Below are 15127 nucleotides of genomic sequence, written 5' to 3' on the forward strand. Positions count from 1 at the left end.
TGTCAGACCGCCGGCTGCCGCGCGCCCACCGCGCGCAGGCAGAACCCGCAGATCGCCTCGACCAGCTGCTCGCCCTGCTGCGGATCGCTGCGGCTGGGGGCGATCGGTCCCACCAGGGCCTCGGTGAAGGCGCCGACGATGCACGCCGCCGCCGCGTCCAGCGACTGTTGCGGGAACTCACCGGCCGCCACGCCTTCGGCGAGCAACTGGCGGAACACCTCGCCGAACAGGCGTCGGCCACGGATGCGCTCGGCATCCACCTCGCTTTCCACCGGCTCGGCAATGAAGGCGTACGCCAGCGCGGGGCCGGCCAGGGCCCGCCGCACGAACGTGGCGATCGCAGTGCGCAGGCGCTCGGCAGCACTGGCCTGGGTGGTGGCGATGGCGCGCAGGATGGTCATCTCGCGCTGCACCGCTTCGTTGAGAACTTCCACGAAAAGCTCGGCCTTGGACGGGAAATGACGATAGATCTGCCCGGTGGACACGCCGGCGGCAGCTGCGACGGCGGTCACCGGCGCGTTGCGGTAGCCGCCTTCGGCGATCAGGGCACGGGCCGCGTGCAGGATGCGTTCGCGGTTGCCGGCCAGGCGTTCTTCCATCAGGGCGGAGCGTCGATAAGCCATGGTCTGATTCTTGGTTCAATAGTTGAATTTTAGTTCACTTTTTCACTGCGGACCGCTAGGCTGCGCACAAGCGCCGTGCGGCCTGCCCGCTCCCACCCGGCACATCCCGATCCCTGCGGAGTCGCTCCATGCACGTGCCGTCCCTGAATTTTGCGCTTGGCGAAGACATTGATCTGCTGCGCGAAAGCGTGGCGGCCTTTGCCAGCCACCATATTGCCCCGCTCGCGGCCGCGGCCGATCAGGACAATGTCTTTCCCGCCCAGCTGTGGCGCCTGTTCGGCGAACAAGGCCTGCTCGGGCTGACCGTGGAGGAAGAATATGGCGGCAGCGGCATGGGCTACCTGGCACATGTGGTGGCGATGGAAGAAATCTCGCGGGCCGGCGGGGCGATCGGCCTGTCGTACGGCGCGCATTCCAATCTGTGCCTCAACCAGCTGCGCAAGAACGCAACGCCCGAGCAGAAACAGCGCTACCTGCCCAGGCTGTGCACCGGCGAGCACGTCGGGGCACTGGCGATGAGCGAGGCCGGCGCCGGCTCGGATGTGGTGTCGATGAAGCTGCGCGCCGATGCGCGCGGCGACCGCTATGTGCTCAACGGCAGCAAGATGTGGATCACCAACGGCCCGGACGCCGATGTGCTGGTGGTATACGCCAAGACCGACCCGGACGCCGGCGCACGCGGCATCACCGCCTTCATCGTCGAAAAAGGGATGAAGGGATTCTCCACCGCGCAGAAGCTCGACAAGCTGGGCATGCGCGGCTCCAACACCTGCGAGCTGGTGTTCAGCGATTGCGAAGTGCCGGCCGAGAACGTGCTGGGCACGCTCAACGGTGGCGTGCGTGTGCTGATGTCGGGCCTGGATTTCGAGCGTGTGGTGCTGGCCGGCGGCCCGTTGGGCCTGATGGCCGCCGCGATGGATGTGGTGCTGCCGTACGTGCACGAGCGCAAGCAGTTCGGCGCGCCGATCGGCACCTTCCAGTTGATGCAGGCCAAGCTGGCAGACATGTACGTCGGGCTCAACGCCTGCCGCGCCTATGTGTATGCAGTGGCGCGCGCCTGCGACGCGGGGCTGACCACGCGCCAGGATGCGGCCGGTGCGATTCTCTACGCCGCCGAAAAAGCCACCTGGCTCACCGGCCAGGCGATCCAGGTGCTGGGCGGCAACGGCTACATCAACGACTACCCCACCGGGCGCCTGTGGCGCGATGCCAAGCTGTACGAAATCGGTGCGGGCACCTCGGAGATCCGACGCATGCTGATCGGCCGCGAGCTGTTCGAACGCACCGCCTGACGGAGCCACCATGAGCGTGATCACCAGCCAGCTGCAGGCCAGCGGCGAAAGCTTCCAACATAACGCTGCGGCCATGCGCACGGTGATCGAGGATCTGCGCCGCACGCTGGCGCAGACCGCGCTGGGCGGCAGCGATGCCGCGCGTGCCAAGCACACCGCACGCGGCAAGTTGCTGGTGCGCGAGCGCATCGATGCCTTGCTGGATCCGGGCAGCGCCTTGCTGGAAATCGCGCCCCTGGCGGCACACGGCATGTACGACGATCAGGTGCCATGCGCCGGTGTGGTGGCCGGCATCGGACGGGTGTCCGGGGTGGAATGCGTGATCGTGGCCAACGACGCCACCGTCAAGGGCGGCACCTATTACCCGATGACGGTAAAGAAGCATCTGCGTGCGCAGGAAATCGCCCAGCAGAACCGCTTGCCATGCATCTACCTGGTCGATTCCGGCGGCGCGTTCCTGCCGTTGCAGGATGAAGTGTTTCCCGACCGCGACCACTTCGGGCGCATCTTCTACAACCAGGCCAATCTCTCGGCCAGCGGCATTCCGCAGATCGCCTGCGTGATGGGCTCGTGCACCGCTGGCGGTGCGTACGTGCCGGCGATGAGCGATGAAACGGTGATCGTGCGCGAGCAAGGCACCATCTTCCTCGGCGGCCCGCCGCTGGTCAAAGCGGCCACCGGCGAAGAAGTCAGTGCCGAAGAACTCGGCGGTGCGGATGTGCATACGCGCATCTCCGGCGTGGCCGATCACTTCGCCGACAACGACCTGCAGGCCCTGGCACGCGTGCGCGCCATCATCGCCCGGCTCAACTGGCGCAAGCCGGCGGCATCGCTGGCCCTGCAGGCACCGCTGCCGCCGCGCTATGCGGCCGACGAGCTGTATGGCGTGATTCCCGCCGATACGCGCAAGCCCTTCGATGTGCGCGAAGTGATCGCCCGCATCGTCGACGACTCGCAGCTGGACGAATTCAAGCCGCGTTATGGCAGCACCCTGGTCACCGGCTTTGCGCATCTGCATGGCTACCCGGTCGGCATCATCGCCAACAACGGCATCCTGTTTTCCGAGTCCGCGCTCAAGGGCGCGCACTTCATCGAGCTGTGCACGCAGCGCGGCATTCCGCTGGTGTTCCTGCAGAACATTACCGGCTTCATGGTCGGGCGCAAATATGAACATGGCGGCATCGCCAAGGACGGCGCCAAGCTGGTGATGGCGGTGGCCTGCGCCAAGGTGCCCAAGTTCACCGTGGTGATCGGCGGCTCCTTCGGTGCCGGCAATTACGGCATGTGCGGCCGTGCGTACTCGCCGAACTTCCTGTGGATGTGGCCGAATGCGCGCATCGGTGTGATGGGCGGGGAACAGGCCGCCAGCGTATTGGCCACCGTGCGCCGCGACGGTATCGAAGCCAAGGGTGGCGCCTGGTCGGGCGAGGAAGAGGATGCGTTCAAGGCACCGATCCGTGCCCAGTTCGAGCAGCAGGGCCATCCGTATTACGCTAGCGCGCGCCTGTGGGACGACGGCATCATCGACCCGGCCGACACCCGTCGCGTGCTGGGGCTGGGGCTGTCGGCCGCGTTGAATGCACCGATCGAGCCGACACGCTTCGGCGTGTTCCGGATGTGAGATGGTGATGCCCGCTTGTATGTGCGGCTCTTCATTGCCTGGCACTGCGCGTGCACCTGCACGCGCAGTGCCGCGTGTTGCCTGGAGCAGTGCATGAGTGCGCGCACGTTGCCTGATTCAAGCAGTGAGTTGCGTTCGCGCAGTGCGGCGTCGGCCATCGCATTGTGTCCCGCGTACTCCGTGCAGCCGTTTTTCCATCGCAGTGCCCGCCGCCATGGCGGGGTGCAGAGACCCTTGCCATGACCCAGCGCGATTCCACCGCCGCAGCAAGACAGCCGTATTTCGACAAGGTCCTGATCGCCAATCGCGGCGAGATCGCCTGCCGCGTCATCGCCACCTGCCGCAAGCTCGGCATCGCAACGGTGGCGGTGTACTCGGATGCCGACCGTGATGCGCGGCATGTGCGGCTGGCCGATGAAGCGATCCATATCGGTGCCGCACCGGCGCAGCAGAGTTATCTGCGTGGCGATGCGATCCTGGATGCGGCACGCAGGAGCGGCGCACAGGCAATCCATCCCGGCTATGGATTTCTGTCGGAAAACGCAGCATTTGCCGGTGCCTGTGCGCAGGCCGGCATGGTGTTTATCGGCCCGCCGGCGGCAGCCATCCGCGCGATGGGCGACAAGAGCGCGGCCAAGGCGCTGATGCAACGCGCTGGCGTGCCGCTGACGCCTGGCTACCACGGCGACGAACAGGCGCCGGCCTTCCTGCGTGCACAGGCCGACGCGATCGGCTATCCGGTGTTGATCAAGGCCAGCGCCGGCGGCGGCGGCAAGGGCATGCGCCGGGTGGATGCGAGCGCGGCATTCGAAGAAGCATTGGCCAGCTGCCAGCGCGAGGCGCAGTCGGCATTCGGCAATGCGCAGGTGCTGGTGGAAAAGTACGTCGAGCGGCCGCGCCATATCGAGATTCAGGTCTTTGGCGATACCCGGGGCGAGGTCGTCTATCTGTTCGAACGCGATTGCTCGGTGCAGCGCCGGCACCAGAAAGTGCTGGAAGAAGCGCCCGCCCCCGGCATGAGCGAACAACGTCGCGCCGCCATGGGCAAGGCGGCCGTGGATGCCGCACGCGCGGTGGGTTATGTCGGCGCCGGCACGGTGGAGTTCATTGCCGGCCCGGATGGCGATTTCTATTTCATGGAAATGAACACCCGGCTGCAGGTCGAGCACCCGGTGACCGAGTTGATCACCGGCACCGATCTGGTCGAGTGGCAATTGCGTGTTGCCGCGGGCGAACCGCTGCCGCTGCGTCAGCAGGAACTGCGCATCCATGGACATGCGCTGGAAGCGCGCCTGTATGCCGAAGATGCCGACCGCGGCTTCCTGCCTTCCACCGGCACGCTGCACCAGTTGCAGTTTCCCGCAGCAAGCGCGCATGTACGTATCGATGCCGGCGTGGAGCAAGGCGACAGCATCAGCCCGTACTACGACCCGATGATTGCCAAGCTGATCGTGTGGGATGTGGATCGCCCCGCCGCACTGGCACGCATGCGCCAGGCGCTGGCGCAGTTCCATGCGGTGGGTGTCACCACCAACAGCGCGTTCCTTGCGCGCCTGATCGGCACGGCGTCGTTTGCGTCGGCCGATCTGGATACCGCACTGATCGAACGCGAGCAGGCAGTGCTGTTTCCCGATGCGGTGAGTCCGGCCACTGCCTGGTGGTGCCTGGCAGCGGCGTTGATCGCCGAAGCGTTGCCGAAGGCCGCCGCCGATCCAGCCGACCCGTTTTCGCCCTGGCAGCACACCGATGGTTGGCGCATCGGCGCGCATGCGGCGCACACCATGACGCTGGAAGCCGCAGGCGAGCGCCGCCAGTTCGGCGTGCGCCCGCTTGACGATGGCTGGCAGGTGACGTGCGCGGGCGACACCCACACGCTGCGCTACCACGTACAGGACGGGGCACTGCGCGTGGAAATGGATGGCCGGCAATGGCGCATGCAGGCCCTGCGCGACGGCAATGCACTGACATTGCGCGATGCCACGCAGCGGGCGAGCTTCCGCCACCATGACGCGCTGCTCGAGGCCGATCAGCCCGCGCACGACGCCGGCGGCCTGACCGCACCGATGCCGGGTCGCATCGTGTCGCTGGTCGCCCCCGCAGGGCAGCCGGTCACCCGCGGGCAGGCCCTGGTGGTGCTCGAAGCGATGAAGATGGAGCACACCCTGCACGCGCCCAGCGACGGCACGGTGTCGGCGTATCTGGTGGCAGAAGGCGAACTGGTTGCCGAGGGTGTCGCGTTGGTGGAATTCGTGTCCGCGTCTGCGTAGCGGCGCCTCGCAGCGTGACCAACGGCACGTCCACAGGGATGGACCTTGGCTCTAGCGTGAGGAAAGCGGCTGGAATGGCCGCGCTCACGACCGGAGACCTCCATGCAACGCCTGCTTCTTGTTTCCAGCATGCTGCTCGCGCTGTCTGCCTGCAGCGATAAAACCGCGCCCGCCACCGACAAGGCCGCCACGCCGGCCCCGGCTGCTGCTGCGGCACCCGCGGCACCGCCCGAACTGATCACCCGCGATGCGCTGTTCGGCAACCCGGAGCGGGCGAACGTGAGCATCAGCCCGGACGGCAAGTACCTCAGCTGGGTCGCGCCGCTGGACGGTGTGCTCAATGTCTGGGTCGCCCCGGTGGATGCACCGGACCAGGCGCGCGCGATCACCAGGGACACCGCGCGCGGCATCCGCAATTATTTCTGGACCTATCAACCCAACACGCTGCTGTACCTGCGCGACAACGGTGGCGATGAAGACTTCCATCTGTTCTCGGTGAATCTGAGCGATGGCAGCAGCAAGGACCTCACCCCGTTCAAGAAGACCAACGCCGAGGTGTATCGCGTCAGCGCGCAGCATCCCGACTCGATCATGGTCGGCATGAACGACCGCGACCCCAAATGGCATGACCTGTATCGGGTGGACCTGGCTTCGGGCAAGCGCAGCTTGGTGCAGCAGAACACCGACAGCCTGGATTCCTACCTGCTCGATGGCAACTACCAGCTGCGCTATGCCACGCGTGCCACCGACGATGCGGGCAGGGAGCTGCTGGTGCCGGACGGCAAGCGCTGGAAGAGCGTGGACCGCATCCCGTTCGAGGATGTCACCAACACCTCGCCCGACGGCCTCACCGACGACGGCAAGACGCTGTACATGCAGGATTCGCGCAATCGCGACACCGCAGCGCTGTATGCCATCGACACTGCCAGCAACGCCCGCACGCTGCTGTTCGAAAACCCGCGCACCGATGTCGGCGCCACCTTGAACGACCCCAGGACCGGCGTGGTGCAGGCCGTGTCCACCGACTACCTGCGCGAGGAGTGGACGGCGCTGGACAACGGCATTGCTGCCGACCTAAACAAGCTCAAGTCGCTCGGCAGCGGCGATGCCAGCGTTGCCGCACGCACGCTCGACGATCGCATCTGGATCGTGGGGTATTCGGCGGCGGAAACACCGCTGACCTACTACCGCTACGACCGTGCAGACGGCGGCAAGCTGACCAAGTTGTTCTCCGCCCGCCCCGCGCTCGACGGCAAGCCGCTGGTGCCGATGTGGCCGCAGGAACTGACCGCCCGCGACGGCCACAAGCTGGTCAGCTATCTCACCCTGCCCGCCGAGGCCGATGCCAATCACGACGGCAAGGCCGACAAGCCGGTGCCGCTGGTGCTGTTCGTGCATGGCGGCCCGTGGTTGCGCGACAGCTACGGCTACGGGCCGTATGAGCAATGGCTGGCCAATCGCGGCTATGCGGTGCTGGCGGTGAACTTCCGCGGTTCCACCGGCTTCGGCAAGGCCTTCACCAACGCCGGCAACGGCGAGTGGGCCGCCAAGATGCACGACGACCTGCTCGACGCGGTGCAATGGGCGGTCAAGCAAGGAGTGACCAGGCCCGAGGACGTGGCGATCATGGGCGGCAGCTACGGCGGCTACGCCACGCTGGTCGGCCTGACCTTTACCCCGGACGCGTTCAAGTGCGGCGTGGACATCGTCGGCCCGGCCAACCTCAACACCCTGCTCGGCACCGTGCCGCCGTACTGGGCCAGCTTCTACAAGCAGCTGACCAAACGCATGGGCGACCCGGCCACCGACGCCGGCAAGCAGTGGCTGACCGACCGCTCACCGCTCACCCATGTCGACAAGATCAGCAAGCCGCTGCTGATCGGCCAGGGCGCCAACGACCCACGCGTCAAACAGGCCGAGAGCGACCAGATCGTCAACGCGATGAAGGCCAAGAACATTCCGGTCACCTACGTGCTGTTCCCGGACGAAGGCCATGGCTTCCGGCGCCCGGAAAACAGCAAGGCCTTCAACGCGGTGACCGAGGGGTTCCTGGGCCAGTGCCTGGGCGGCCGGGTGCAATCGATCGGCGACGACCTCGCCGGCTCCAGCATCACCGTGCCGGAAGGCGCCGACAAGGTGAACGGCCTGAGCGAAGCATTGAAGACGCATACGCAGGCGATTCGGCGGTAGGTCTGTCTGCGCGGTGGCTTGCTTTACATCTACGTCGGCGCTCGCCTGCAAAGACGAGCGACGACGGCTGTATCGATGTTCTCCAACGCGCCGCCACGCCGGCATTCCCGCCCAGCGATTCAGACAGGAAGATGCCTGACTTGGTTGCTCGCTAATGTGGGGCGATGTCCTTGGCGGCCTCTGAATCAAGACCAGCCGGCCACACTGCCCCACCGGGATCCAACTCGGTGTTGTTCATTTCCTCGCCCCGCCAACCGAACCCACAGATGGCGAGCGGGCCGTCCTGCAGGCCGTCCAGGCCAAGTGCCTGTTCGATATCCACCTCGTTGATTGCCGAGGTGACAAATGCGCCCAGGCCCAGGTCGGTCGCGCTCAGATACAGCGTCTGCGCAATATGGCCGACATCCAGAATCATCGCGCGGTAGGCCTTGGCGTGGTTCCGATACTTCCAGAAACTACGTAAAAACCGCGGCACCAGGATCACCAGCACCGGCGCATCGGCAAACCAGTGCTGCCCGGACACAGCGCGACGCGCGAACTCCGCAAGCGGCTGTGGTGGCGACTGCAATGGCTGCAATGCATGATCGACAGGGCGATAGTGATAGAGACCGCTCGTCATTCCCTCGACACGCTGGACCAGCAAGTAGGTTTCGGTGGGATGGAGACTGCCTCCCGAGGGCACCGGTTTCTTCAAGAATGCGGTGTCGTGCCCCACTTCGATCCGCGCACTTGCCATGACGCTGCGCTCAAGCATCTGGCCAAGCAAGCTGTGTGACAGTGGACGCTGCGTATCGAAGTTGCGACAGGTGACGCGACGCGACAGCAGCTCATCGAACGTGCCCGGGGTTGACCGTGGCAAGGCAATGCGCGCTTCGATGCCCCCCTCGCCTCGGTCTACGATCTCTGCTGGGGGGGCGCCCAGTCGGCCGACCATGCCTTCCGCAGTAGTCAGGCCGTGTGCTTCCATCGTCGCCACGCTGTCCTCGCCGCGCCAGCGCGCCGATCGATGCCACAACGCGGCTAGCGGCCACCAACGCTGCTGCTGCACGCACTCGTCGTTGCGGCGATGCTGAACGTGTTCTGGTTGATCGCTGACCACAAGACCTTGCTCGATCAAACGCTCCACCTGGAACGGCAAGGGCTGCATCTGATCGATGCGATGCCAGCGCGAGGGACTCAACCCGCCCAACCACTCGCGCTCGTCCTTGGAAACCTCCACATCTCCATCAAGATGAGGCGCCAGCGCCAGCCATCGTGTGCGGCGATTCACGCCATCTCCACCGGCAAGCAATCGTGCAAGATCAAACACCGCATCGTCGCGCAGCTCAAAAAACAACGTGGTACAGCGACGAATTTGCATAGGAACATCTCAAGGACGCATGAGCACGGTCGATATTGTGTCAGGTCCCATGTCATACAACACCACAGACCCTCACTCTCCAGGCAAGACACACCATGACCGACTCCGCCCCCCACACCCATCTTCCGTTTGATGCATCCACCGCCGACAAGCTGCTGGAGCTACTGGCAACCGACGACGACTTCCGCGACTGCTTTCAATGCAATCCGGCGCAGGCGCTTGCCCGGATCGGTGCACCTGGCGTGAGCGCCGACAATGCCGCCCCCAGCGCAGGACAGGCCTATTACTGCATGACGACCAGTCAGCTCGCGTCCAAGCAGGACATTGCAGCGGCTCGTGCCGAGCTGCAAAGCTACTTGACCGAAAAAGCCAATCACACCGTCATCTTCGCCTTCGAATCGGACAGCATGCGCTCTACCCTGCTGCGTAAGTAAGCAGGCAGGCCCGGTACGGGCCAGGCGCGCACGAATGCCTGCGCCTGTTCGCGCGCCTGCTGGGTATGGCCGAGTGCATGCAGCGACTCGGCCATCCAAAGCTGCGCCAGACGTGTATCGGCAACATTGAGCGGCTGCAGCGTTTGCGACGCATTTGCTTCTATATATGCACGCCCACGATGGAGATACAGCCAACGTGCTTGCTGCAACGCTTCAGCGTGCCGACCACTTTCGTGCAGCAGCATGTATAGCGTCACGCGCGTCTGGAAAAGATCGTCGTCCCTGATTGGCAGACGCGCGATGGCGGCCGCGCGGTCGCCCGACAGCGCCAGCTGCTGGGCTTCGACAATGGCGCGCAGTTCGGCAAGCACCGGCGTTTCATGCACAAGTGCCGGCTTGATCGCCGCAAGCGCGCGAACGGTGAGACTGTCATCGCCGGCCCGCTGCGCCTGGCTTGCCAGGATCAGCACCATTGCGGCATTGTCCTGCAGGTTTACCGTTGCCGATCCATCGTCGATGACTGCGGACACCAGCCGATCAAACGTCGGCTTGAGCGCTGCCGCTGTCGACAGGGATGGGTCGCCCAATGCATCGGTGGTCAGCGCAATGACCGAGAATTGGCGATGGTTGAAATCGTCGCCTTGCCTGCTGCGCCTCAGGCCTTGTGTGATTGCTGCGCGTGCGGCGGTCCAGTCGGCCTGATCGATCGCGATGCTGGTGCGATCGATCAAGGGCACCACATCATCGTTGGCATAGCCTTTCTCAACGATCCTGTCGAGTGCCTGTTTCGCTTCGGCATGACGATTCAGCACCGCAAGCGCGTTCGCTTGACGACGGAGCGGGCCGGCGCGATCGGCATCACCGGGAGCGGAAAAGCGCTGCAGAGCCGCTTCTGCCTTTCCCTGCGCCAGCAAAATACGTCCAACTCGATCAGTCGCAATCGCGCGCAGCGGGTCCTGCGGAACATCAGCCGCCTGCGCATACGGCAGCGCCTCGGCAAATCGATTGGCAACGAACAGGTGCCACGATGCATTGGCGGTACCGGCAAAATTGTCCGGGTAGAGCGAGCCCAACGTTCGCCACAGCGTCAGTGCCTTGTCGGGTGCAAGCAGCTCGGACGCCCATGCATCCAGATACAGTTGATCGCGCTCGGGCAAACGTTGGCGGAAACGAATTGCCTTCTCCAAATACGGGAGCGCGCCACGGCGATCGGAGACCGCCACCTTGATGCGTGCCGCGCCCAGATACGCGAGCGCAAACTCCGGATCTATTCCCACCGCGCGCTCGAACAGTTCCAGACCTTCTTTCCATTGGCCTTTCACCGTTGCATCGACTCCCAGGGCGTACGCCCGCAGTGCATCCAGGCTGGAGGTGGTCACAGCGGGTAACGGCACAGAATTCTTGTCTATCGAGGCCACCACCTCACCCAGGCCCTGCCTGAGCTTACGGGTGACCTGATCCACCGAGGACAGTGCCGATGGCAAGCCATCGCCTTGTACAAACTCCGAGTAGACCGTGGTCTGGGTACGTGGATCCACCAACTCCACGCTGAAACGAAGCTTGCCTCCAATCTCGGCGACCGTCGGCAGCAACACGGCGCTGGCACCATCACGCAGCGCCACTTCCGAGGCGATGGCGCGATCGACGATCACGCGATCCGGATCACGCTTCATCCGGGCCATGGTGTCGCGCACTTTCATATCGCTCAGGACATTGACATAGCGCGACTGTTCCAGACTGATGCGCAGCGCCTGATCAAGCGAACTGTCGAGCAATGTGTTGCCGGTCAGATTACGTAGATCGCCGACCACCACCCACCCACGTTCGGAAAACGCAATGGCTGGCTCGGAACGGGTGAAAAACCACACCGAAACACACACAGCGACGACCAATACCGTCTCCGCCAGAAGTGCCGCCGGCCGCCGCCACAGCGGAACATCGCGCCAGGCCTTCGCCGAATTCTTCGGCGTGCGCAATGGCGTCAGGCCGACTTCGCCGACTTCATAAATCTCCATTGGCGTGGGGACGCCCTTGAAGCGCCAGCGGCCGTGGGATTTCCACAGGATGCGTTCGCCGCGGTCGCCCAGTTCGCGTGCGGCGCGGTGGGTCAATGACTCGGCCACCGCCGACAACAGGATCTGCCCGGGCCGCGCCATCGACATCAGGCGTGCGGCGGTGGGCTTGGCCAGGCCTTCGACTTCCAGCGGTTTGGCACCGATGCTCACCGCTTCGTCGCTGTTGCGCCAGGTCAGCACTTCGCCGACGTGCAGGCCCTGGCGGGCGCACAGCGTCAGCGCGCGGGCATCGCCCATCGCCTTGAGGCCCCGCGCGTAATCCAGCGCAAAGCCCAGGCCGTCGATGGGGCGATCAAACAGCAACAGCAATCCGTCCGAACGGTCGATCAGCCGGCCACGCCATTGCTGCTGCAGCTTGACCACCAGCCGATCATGCTCGCGAAACAGCGCGGCGGCGGCGTTGTCACCGATGCGCTCGACCAGCGCGGTCGAATCGCACAGGTCGGTCAACAACAAGGTACGCAAGCGCGGTGCCTGGATCGCTTCCGACGACGCATCCTTGCGTGCGTGGGCGCGGGCGCTCATTGCTCAGCGATTGTCCGACGTGGTGGCGTTGCCGGATGGCGGCGTGAGGCCCGACGCCAGCGTGTCATGCATGCACAGCACGTTGCCGCCCTGTCGCTTGGCCTCGTACAAAGCGCTGTCGGCCAGCGTGTACCAATCGTTCCATGCCGCATCGGGGTCGATCATGCACAAGCCCAGGCTGACCGAGCAGCCCTGCTCGCTCTGGCCATTGCACAGGCGCGCTTCCACCGCGCGCACGATGCATTCGCCGATGTGGTGCAGCAGTTCCTGGGTGCCTTGCGCGACCAGCACACAGAATTCATCGCCGCCGAGCCGGCAGGCGAGGTCGCCGTCGGCGATCACCGAACGCAGCGCATGGGCGACGTTCTGCAGCACGCGGTCGCCGGCCAGGTGGCCGAACTCGTCGTTGATGCGCTTGAAACGGTCGCAATCGATCAGGATCAGGCCCACGCCGGGCACGTTGCCGGCGCGTCGGCATTCCTGCAGATGCAGGGCGAGCCCGCGGCGGTTGTGCAGGCCGGTGAGCTCGTCGGTGCGGCTGAGTTCTTCGGTGTGGTTGAGCTGGTGCGAGGTGACGTAGAGATTGTCCAGCGCCGCTTCCAGATCGTGGTTGCGGCGGCGCAGCTGGCGGATCAACAACTGCTCGTTGTTGACCACGCGCACGATGGAGCGGCGCAGAAAATGCGCCACCATCGATGGGTCGTGGTCGACCAGGCGCTGGAAGTCCTCGTGCGCCAGCTCGATCAGGCGGGTGTCGGTGGATGCCGTGGCGCCGGCACTGCGCGCATGGTCGCCGATCAGCAGGCCAAGTTCGCCGAAGAATTCGCCCGGGCCCAGGTGCTTGAGCATCAGGTCTTCGCCGAAATCCAGATCGATCTGGCCGCTGACCACGATGAACATCTGCGTGCCCACCGCCCCACGCTCGAACAGCGCCTGGCCGGCCGCCAACTCGCGGGCACGCCCGAAGCGGGCGAAAAACGCCAGCTCCTGGGCAGTCATCAGCGCATGCAGCCCGTCCGACAGCGTCTTTGCAACGCTCCCCGTCGGCTCTACTGCGCCGGCAGTGTTATGGCACGTCATCCAAATCCCTTAGACCGACCTGCAGCGCCGGCCTGCCCTGGCATCGTACAGCAGCGTTTTGTTCAGTACCAGGTCACACTCGTTCTCACAGCGCTCGAGACGAAATGACGGGTATCGGCAACAAAAATGGGCTCGGTTCTCCGAGCCCATCCCCCTCCCGGCAGCGGCCTGCCGGCCATCTGTGACAGACCACGAGCGATGCCGGCGTAGTTTCGCGGTGCTGGTACGGGCCTGCCGGTGGGCGTCGACCGCACGCTCCGAACCACCCCGCGGCCGCCGGGCGGCCGCCCCGTCGCCCCATACGCTGCCTTAGGCCGCCTTTTCGCCGTGAAACTGCTCTTCCTCGGTCGAGCCACGCAGCGCGGTGGTGGACGACTGACCCTGCTGGATCGCCTGCGTCACCGCGTCGAAGTAGCCGGTGCCCACCTCGCGCTGATGCTTGACCGCGGTAAAGCCCATCTCGGCCGCCGCGAACTCGGCCTGCTGCAACTCGACGAAGGCGCTCATCTGGCGGCGGGCATAGCCGTGCGCCAGGTTGAACATGCCGTAGTTCAGGGCGTGGAAACCGGCCAGGGTGATGAACTGGAATTTATAGCCATAGCTCGCCAGCTCGGTCTGGAACCTGGCGATGGTGGCGTCGTCCAGGTTCTTCTTCCAGTTGAAGCTCGGCGAGCAGTTGTAGGCCAGCAGCTTGCCGGGGAATCTGGCATGGATGGCTTGCGCGAAGGCGCGGGCAAATTCCAGATCCGGCTTGCCGGTCTCGCACCAGATCAGATCCGCGTACGGCGCGTAGGCCAGTCCGCGGCTGATCGCCTGATCCAGCCCGTTGCGGGTCTTGAAGAAGCCTTCGACGGTGCGCTGGCCGGTGGTGAAGGGCTGGTCGTTGGCATCCACGTCGCTGGTGATCAGATCGGCCGCCTCGGCATCGGTGCGTGCGATCAGCAACGTGGGCACGCCCAGCACATCGGCCGCCAGACGTGCGGCATTCAACTTTTCGATCGCCTCGCGGGTGGGCACCAGCACCTTGCCGCCCATGTGGCCGCACTTCTTCACCGATGCCAATTGATCTTCGAAGTGCACGCCGGCCGCGCCGGCTTCGATCATCGCCTTCATCAACTCGAAGGCGTTGAGCACGCCGCCAAAGCCGGCTTCGGCATCGGCCACGATCGGCTGCAGGAAATCGATGTCGTCGTTGCCTTCGGCGTGATGCAGTTGATCGGCGCGCAACAAGGTGTTGTTGATGCGCTTGACCACCGCCGGCACCGAGTCGGCCGGATACAACGACTGGTCCGGATACATCTGTCCGGCCAGGTTAGCATCGGCGGCGACCTGCCAGCCGGACAGGTAGATCGCCTTCAACCCGGCCTTGACCTGCTGCATCGCCTGGTTGCCGGTCAACGCGCCCAGCGCATTGACGAACGGCGTGGCGTGCAACGCGTTCCACAACTTGTCCGCGCCCAGCCGCGCCAGCGAATGCTCGACATGCACGGTGCCGCGCAAGCGCACCACATCGGCGGCGGTGTAGTTGCGGGTGATGCCGGCCCAGCGCGGGTTGCTGGCCCAGTCGTGCTGGATCTGTTCGGCGGTCTGCAGTGTGCTGCTCATGGTGCGTTCTCCTGGCAGGAATACGACGGATGCAACGAGGAAGGACGGTGCGTCA

Annotated in this window: 10 protein-coding genes; 5 read left to right on the top strand and 5 right to left on the bottom strand. The window is 65.0% G+C overall.

All coding sequences use genetic code 11. The features are described 5' to 3' along the window. Positions 1 to 2: 2 nt before the first annotated feature. Positions 3 to 623: a TetR/AcrR family transcriptional regulator gene (locus tag EO174_RS00725; protein WP_119129307.1), complete on the bottom strand. Its 621-nt coding sequence runs from the start codon at positions 621 to 623 to the stop codon at positions 3 to 5. 128 nt (positions 624 to 751) lie between these two features. Here EO174_RS00725 and EO174_RS00730 point away from each other — a divergent pair, with 128 nt between their 5' ends. The 4 genes from EO174_RS00730 to EO174_RS00745 all read left to right on the top strand — a co-directional run bounded on the left by EO174_RS00730 (position 752) and on the right by EO174_RS00745 (position 7993). Beyond that, positions 752 to 1915, top strand: coding sequence for an isovaleryl-CoA dehydrogenase (locus EO174_RS00730; RefSeq protein ID WP_126941626.1), 1164 nt, complete (start codon positions 752 to 754; stop codon positions 1913 to 1915). A gap of 10 nt (positions 1916 to 1925) precedes the next feature. Further along, positions 1926 to 3536, top strand: a complete 1611-nt coding sequence (locus EO174_RS00735; RefSeq protein WP_126941627.1) for a carboxyl transferase domain-containing protein — start codon at positions 1926 to 1928, stop codon at positions 3534 to 3536. 239 nt (positions 3537 to 3775) lie between these two features. Then, positions 3776 to 5803 carry an acetyl/propionyl/methylcrotonyl-CoA carboxylase subunit alpha gene (locus EO174_RS00740; RefSeq protein ID WP_126941628.1) on the top strand — a complete coding sequence of 676 codons (2028 nt, stop codon included), beginning with the start codon at positions 3776 to 3778 and terminating at the stop codon, positions 5801 to 5803. Between the two features lie 102 nt (positions 5804 to 5905). Then, on the top strand, positions 5906 to 7993 hold the full coding sequence (locus EO174_RS00745) for a S9 family peptidase (RefSeq protein ID WP_126941629.1): 2088 nt from the start codon (positions 5906 to 5908) through the stop codon (positions 7991 to 7993). A 151-nt stretch (positions 7994 to 8144) separates the two neighbouring features. Here EO174_RS00745 and EO174_RS00750 read toward each other — a convergent pair whose 3' ends face one another. Further along, the gene (locus tag EO174_RS00750; RefSeq protein WP_104583945.1) at positions 8145 to 9353 is read right to left on the bottom strand and encodes a putative peptide maturation dehydrogenase; all 1209 of its coding nucleotides are present in this window, start codon (positions 9351 to 9353) and stop codon (positions 8145 to 8147) included. 95 nt (positions 9354 to 9448) lie between these two features. Between EO174_RS00750 and EO174_RS00755 the strand changes: the two genes are divergently transcribed. Beyond that, complete coding sequence (locus tag EO174_RS00755) at positions 9449 to 9787, top strand: NHLP-related RiPP peptide (RefSeq protein ID WP_104583946.1); 339 nt, start codon at positions 9449 to 9451, stop codon at positions 9785 to 9787. Here the strand turns inward: EO174_RS00755 and EO174_RS00760 are convergent. The 3 genes from EO174_RS00760 to aceA form a co-directional block, all read right to left on the bottom strand. Next, a complete protein-coding gene (locus EO174_RS00760) occupies positions 9727 to 12387 on the bottom strand; it encodes a putative peptide modification system cyclase (RefSeq protein ID WP_126941630.1) in 2661 nt (886 codons plus the stop codon). The genes EO174_RS00755 and EO174_RS00760 overlap by 61 nt on opposite strands. Before the next feature lie 3 nt (positions 12388 to 12390). After that, complete coding sequence (locus EO174_RS00765) at positions 12391 to 13467, bottom strand: GGDEF domain-containing protein (protein WP_104583948.1); 1077 nt, start codon at positions 13465 to 13467, stop codon at positions 12391 to 12393. 309 nt (positions 13468 to 13776) lie between these two features. Continuing rightward, positions 13777 to 15072 (bottom strand): isocitrate lyase, encoded by a 1296-nt coding sequence (gene aceA / locus EO174_RS00770; RefSeq protein ID WP_016902041.1) that lies wholly within the window; start codon positions 15070 to 15072, stop codon positions 13777 to 13779. Positions 15073 to 15127 lie beyond the last annotated feature (55 nt).

It is taken from the genome of Xanthomonas sp. BRIP62418 (assembly GCF_003993495.1).
In the GTDB taxonomy this organism is placed as follows: Bacteria; Pseudomonadota; Gammaproteobacteria; order Xanthomonadales; family Xanthomonadaceae; genus Xanthomonas; species Xanthomonas euroxanthea.

What these genes read in the sequence shown, in the direction of transcription:
- aceA (WP_016902041.1), bottom strand. Translation starts at nt 15,072, where the DNA reads ATGAGCAGCACACTGCAGACCGCCGAACAGATCCAGCACGACTGGGCC.
- EO174_RS00740 (WP_126941628.1), top strand. Translation starts at nt 3,776, where the DNA reads ATGACCCAGCGCGATTCCACCGCCGCAGCAAGACAGCCGTATTTCGAC.
- EO174_RS00735 (WP_126941627.1), top strand. Translation starts at nt 1,926, where the DNA reads ATGAGCGTGATCACCAGCCAGCTGCAGGCCAGCGGCGAAAGCTTCCAA.
- EO174_RS00755 (WP_104583946.1), top strand. Translation starts at nt 9,449, where the DNA reads ATGACCGACTCCGCCCCCCACACCCATCTTCCGTTTGATGCATCCACC.
- EO174_RS00750 (WP_104583945.1), bottom strand. Translation starts at nt 9,353, where the DNA reads ATGCAAATTCGTCGCTGTACCACGTTGTTTTTTGAGCTGCGCGACGAT.
- EO174_RS00745 (WP_126941629.1), top strand. Translation starts at nt 5,906, where the DNA reads ATGCAACGCCTGCTTCTTGTTTCCAGCATGCTGCTCGCGCTGTCTGCC.
- EO174_RS00765 (WP_104583948.1), bottom strand. Translation starts at nt 13,467, where the DNA reads ATGACGTGCCATAACACTGCCGGCGCAGTAGAGCCGACGGGGAGCGTT.
- EO174_RS00760 (WP_126941630.1), bottom strand. Translation starts at nt 12,387, where the DNA reads ATGAGCGCCCGCGCCCACGCACGCAAGGATGCGTCGTCGGAAGCGATC.
- EO174_RS00730 (WP_126941626.1), top strand. Translation starts at nt 752, where the DNA reads ATGCACGTGCCGTCCCTGAATTTTGCGCTTGGCGAAGACATTGATCTG.
- EO174_RS00725 (WP_119129307.1), bottom strand. Translation starts at nt 623, where the DNA reads ATGGCTTATCGACGCTCCGCCCTGATGGAAGAACGCCTGGCCGGCAAC.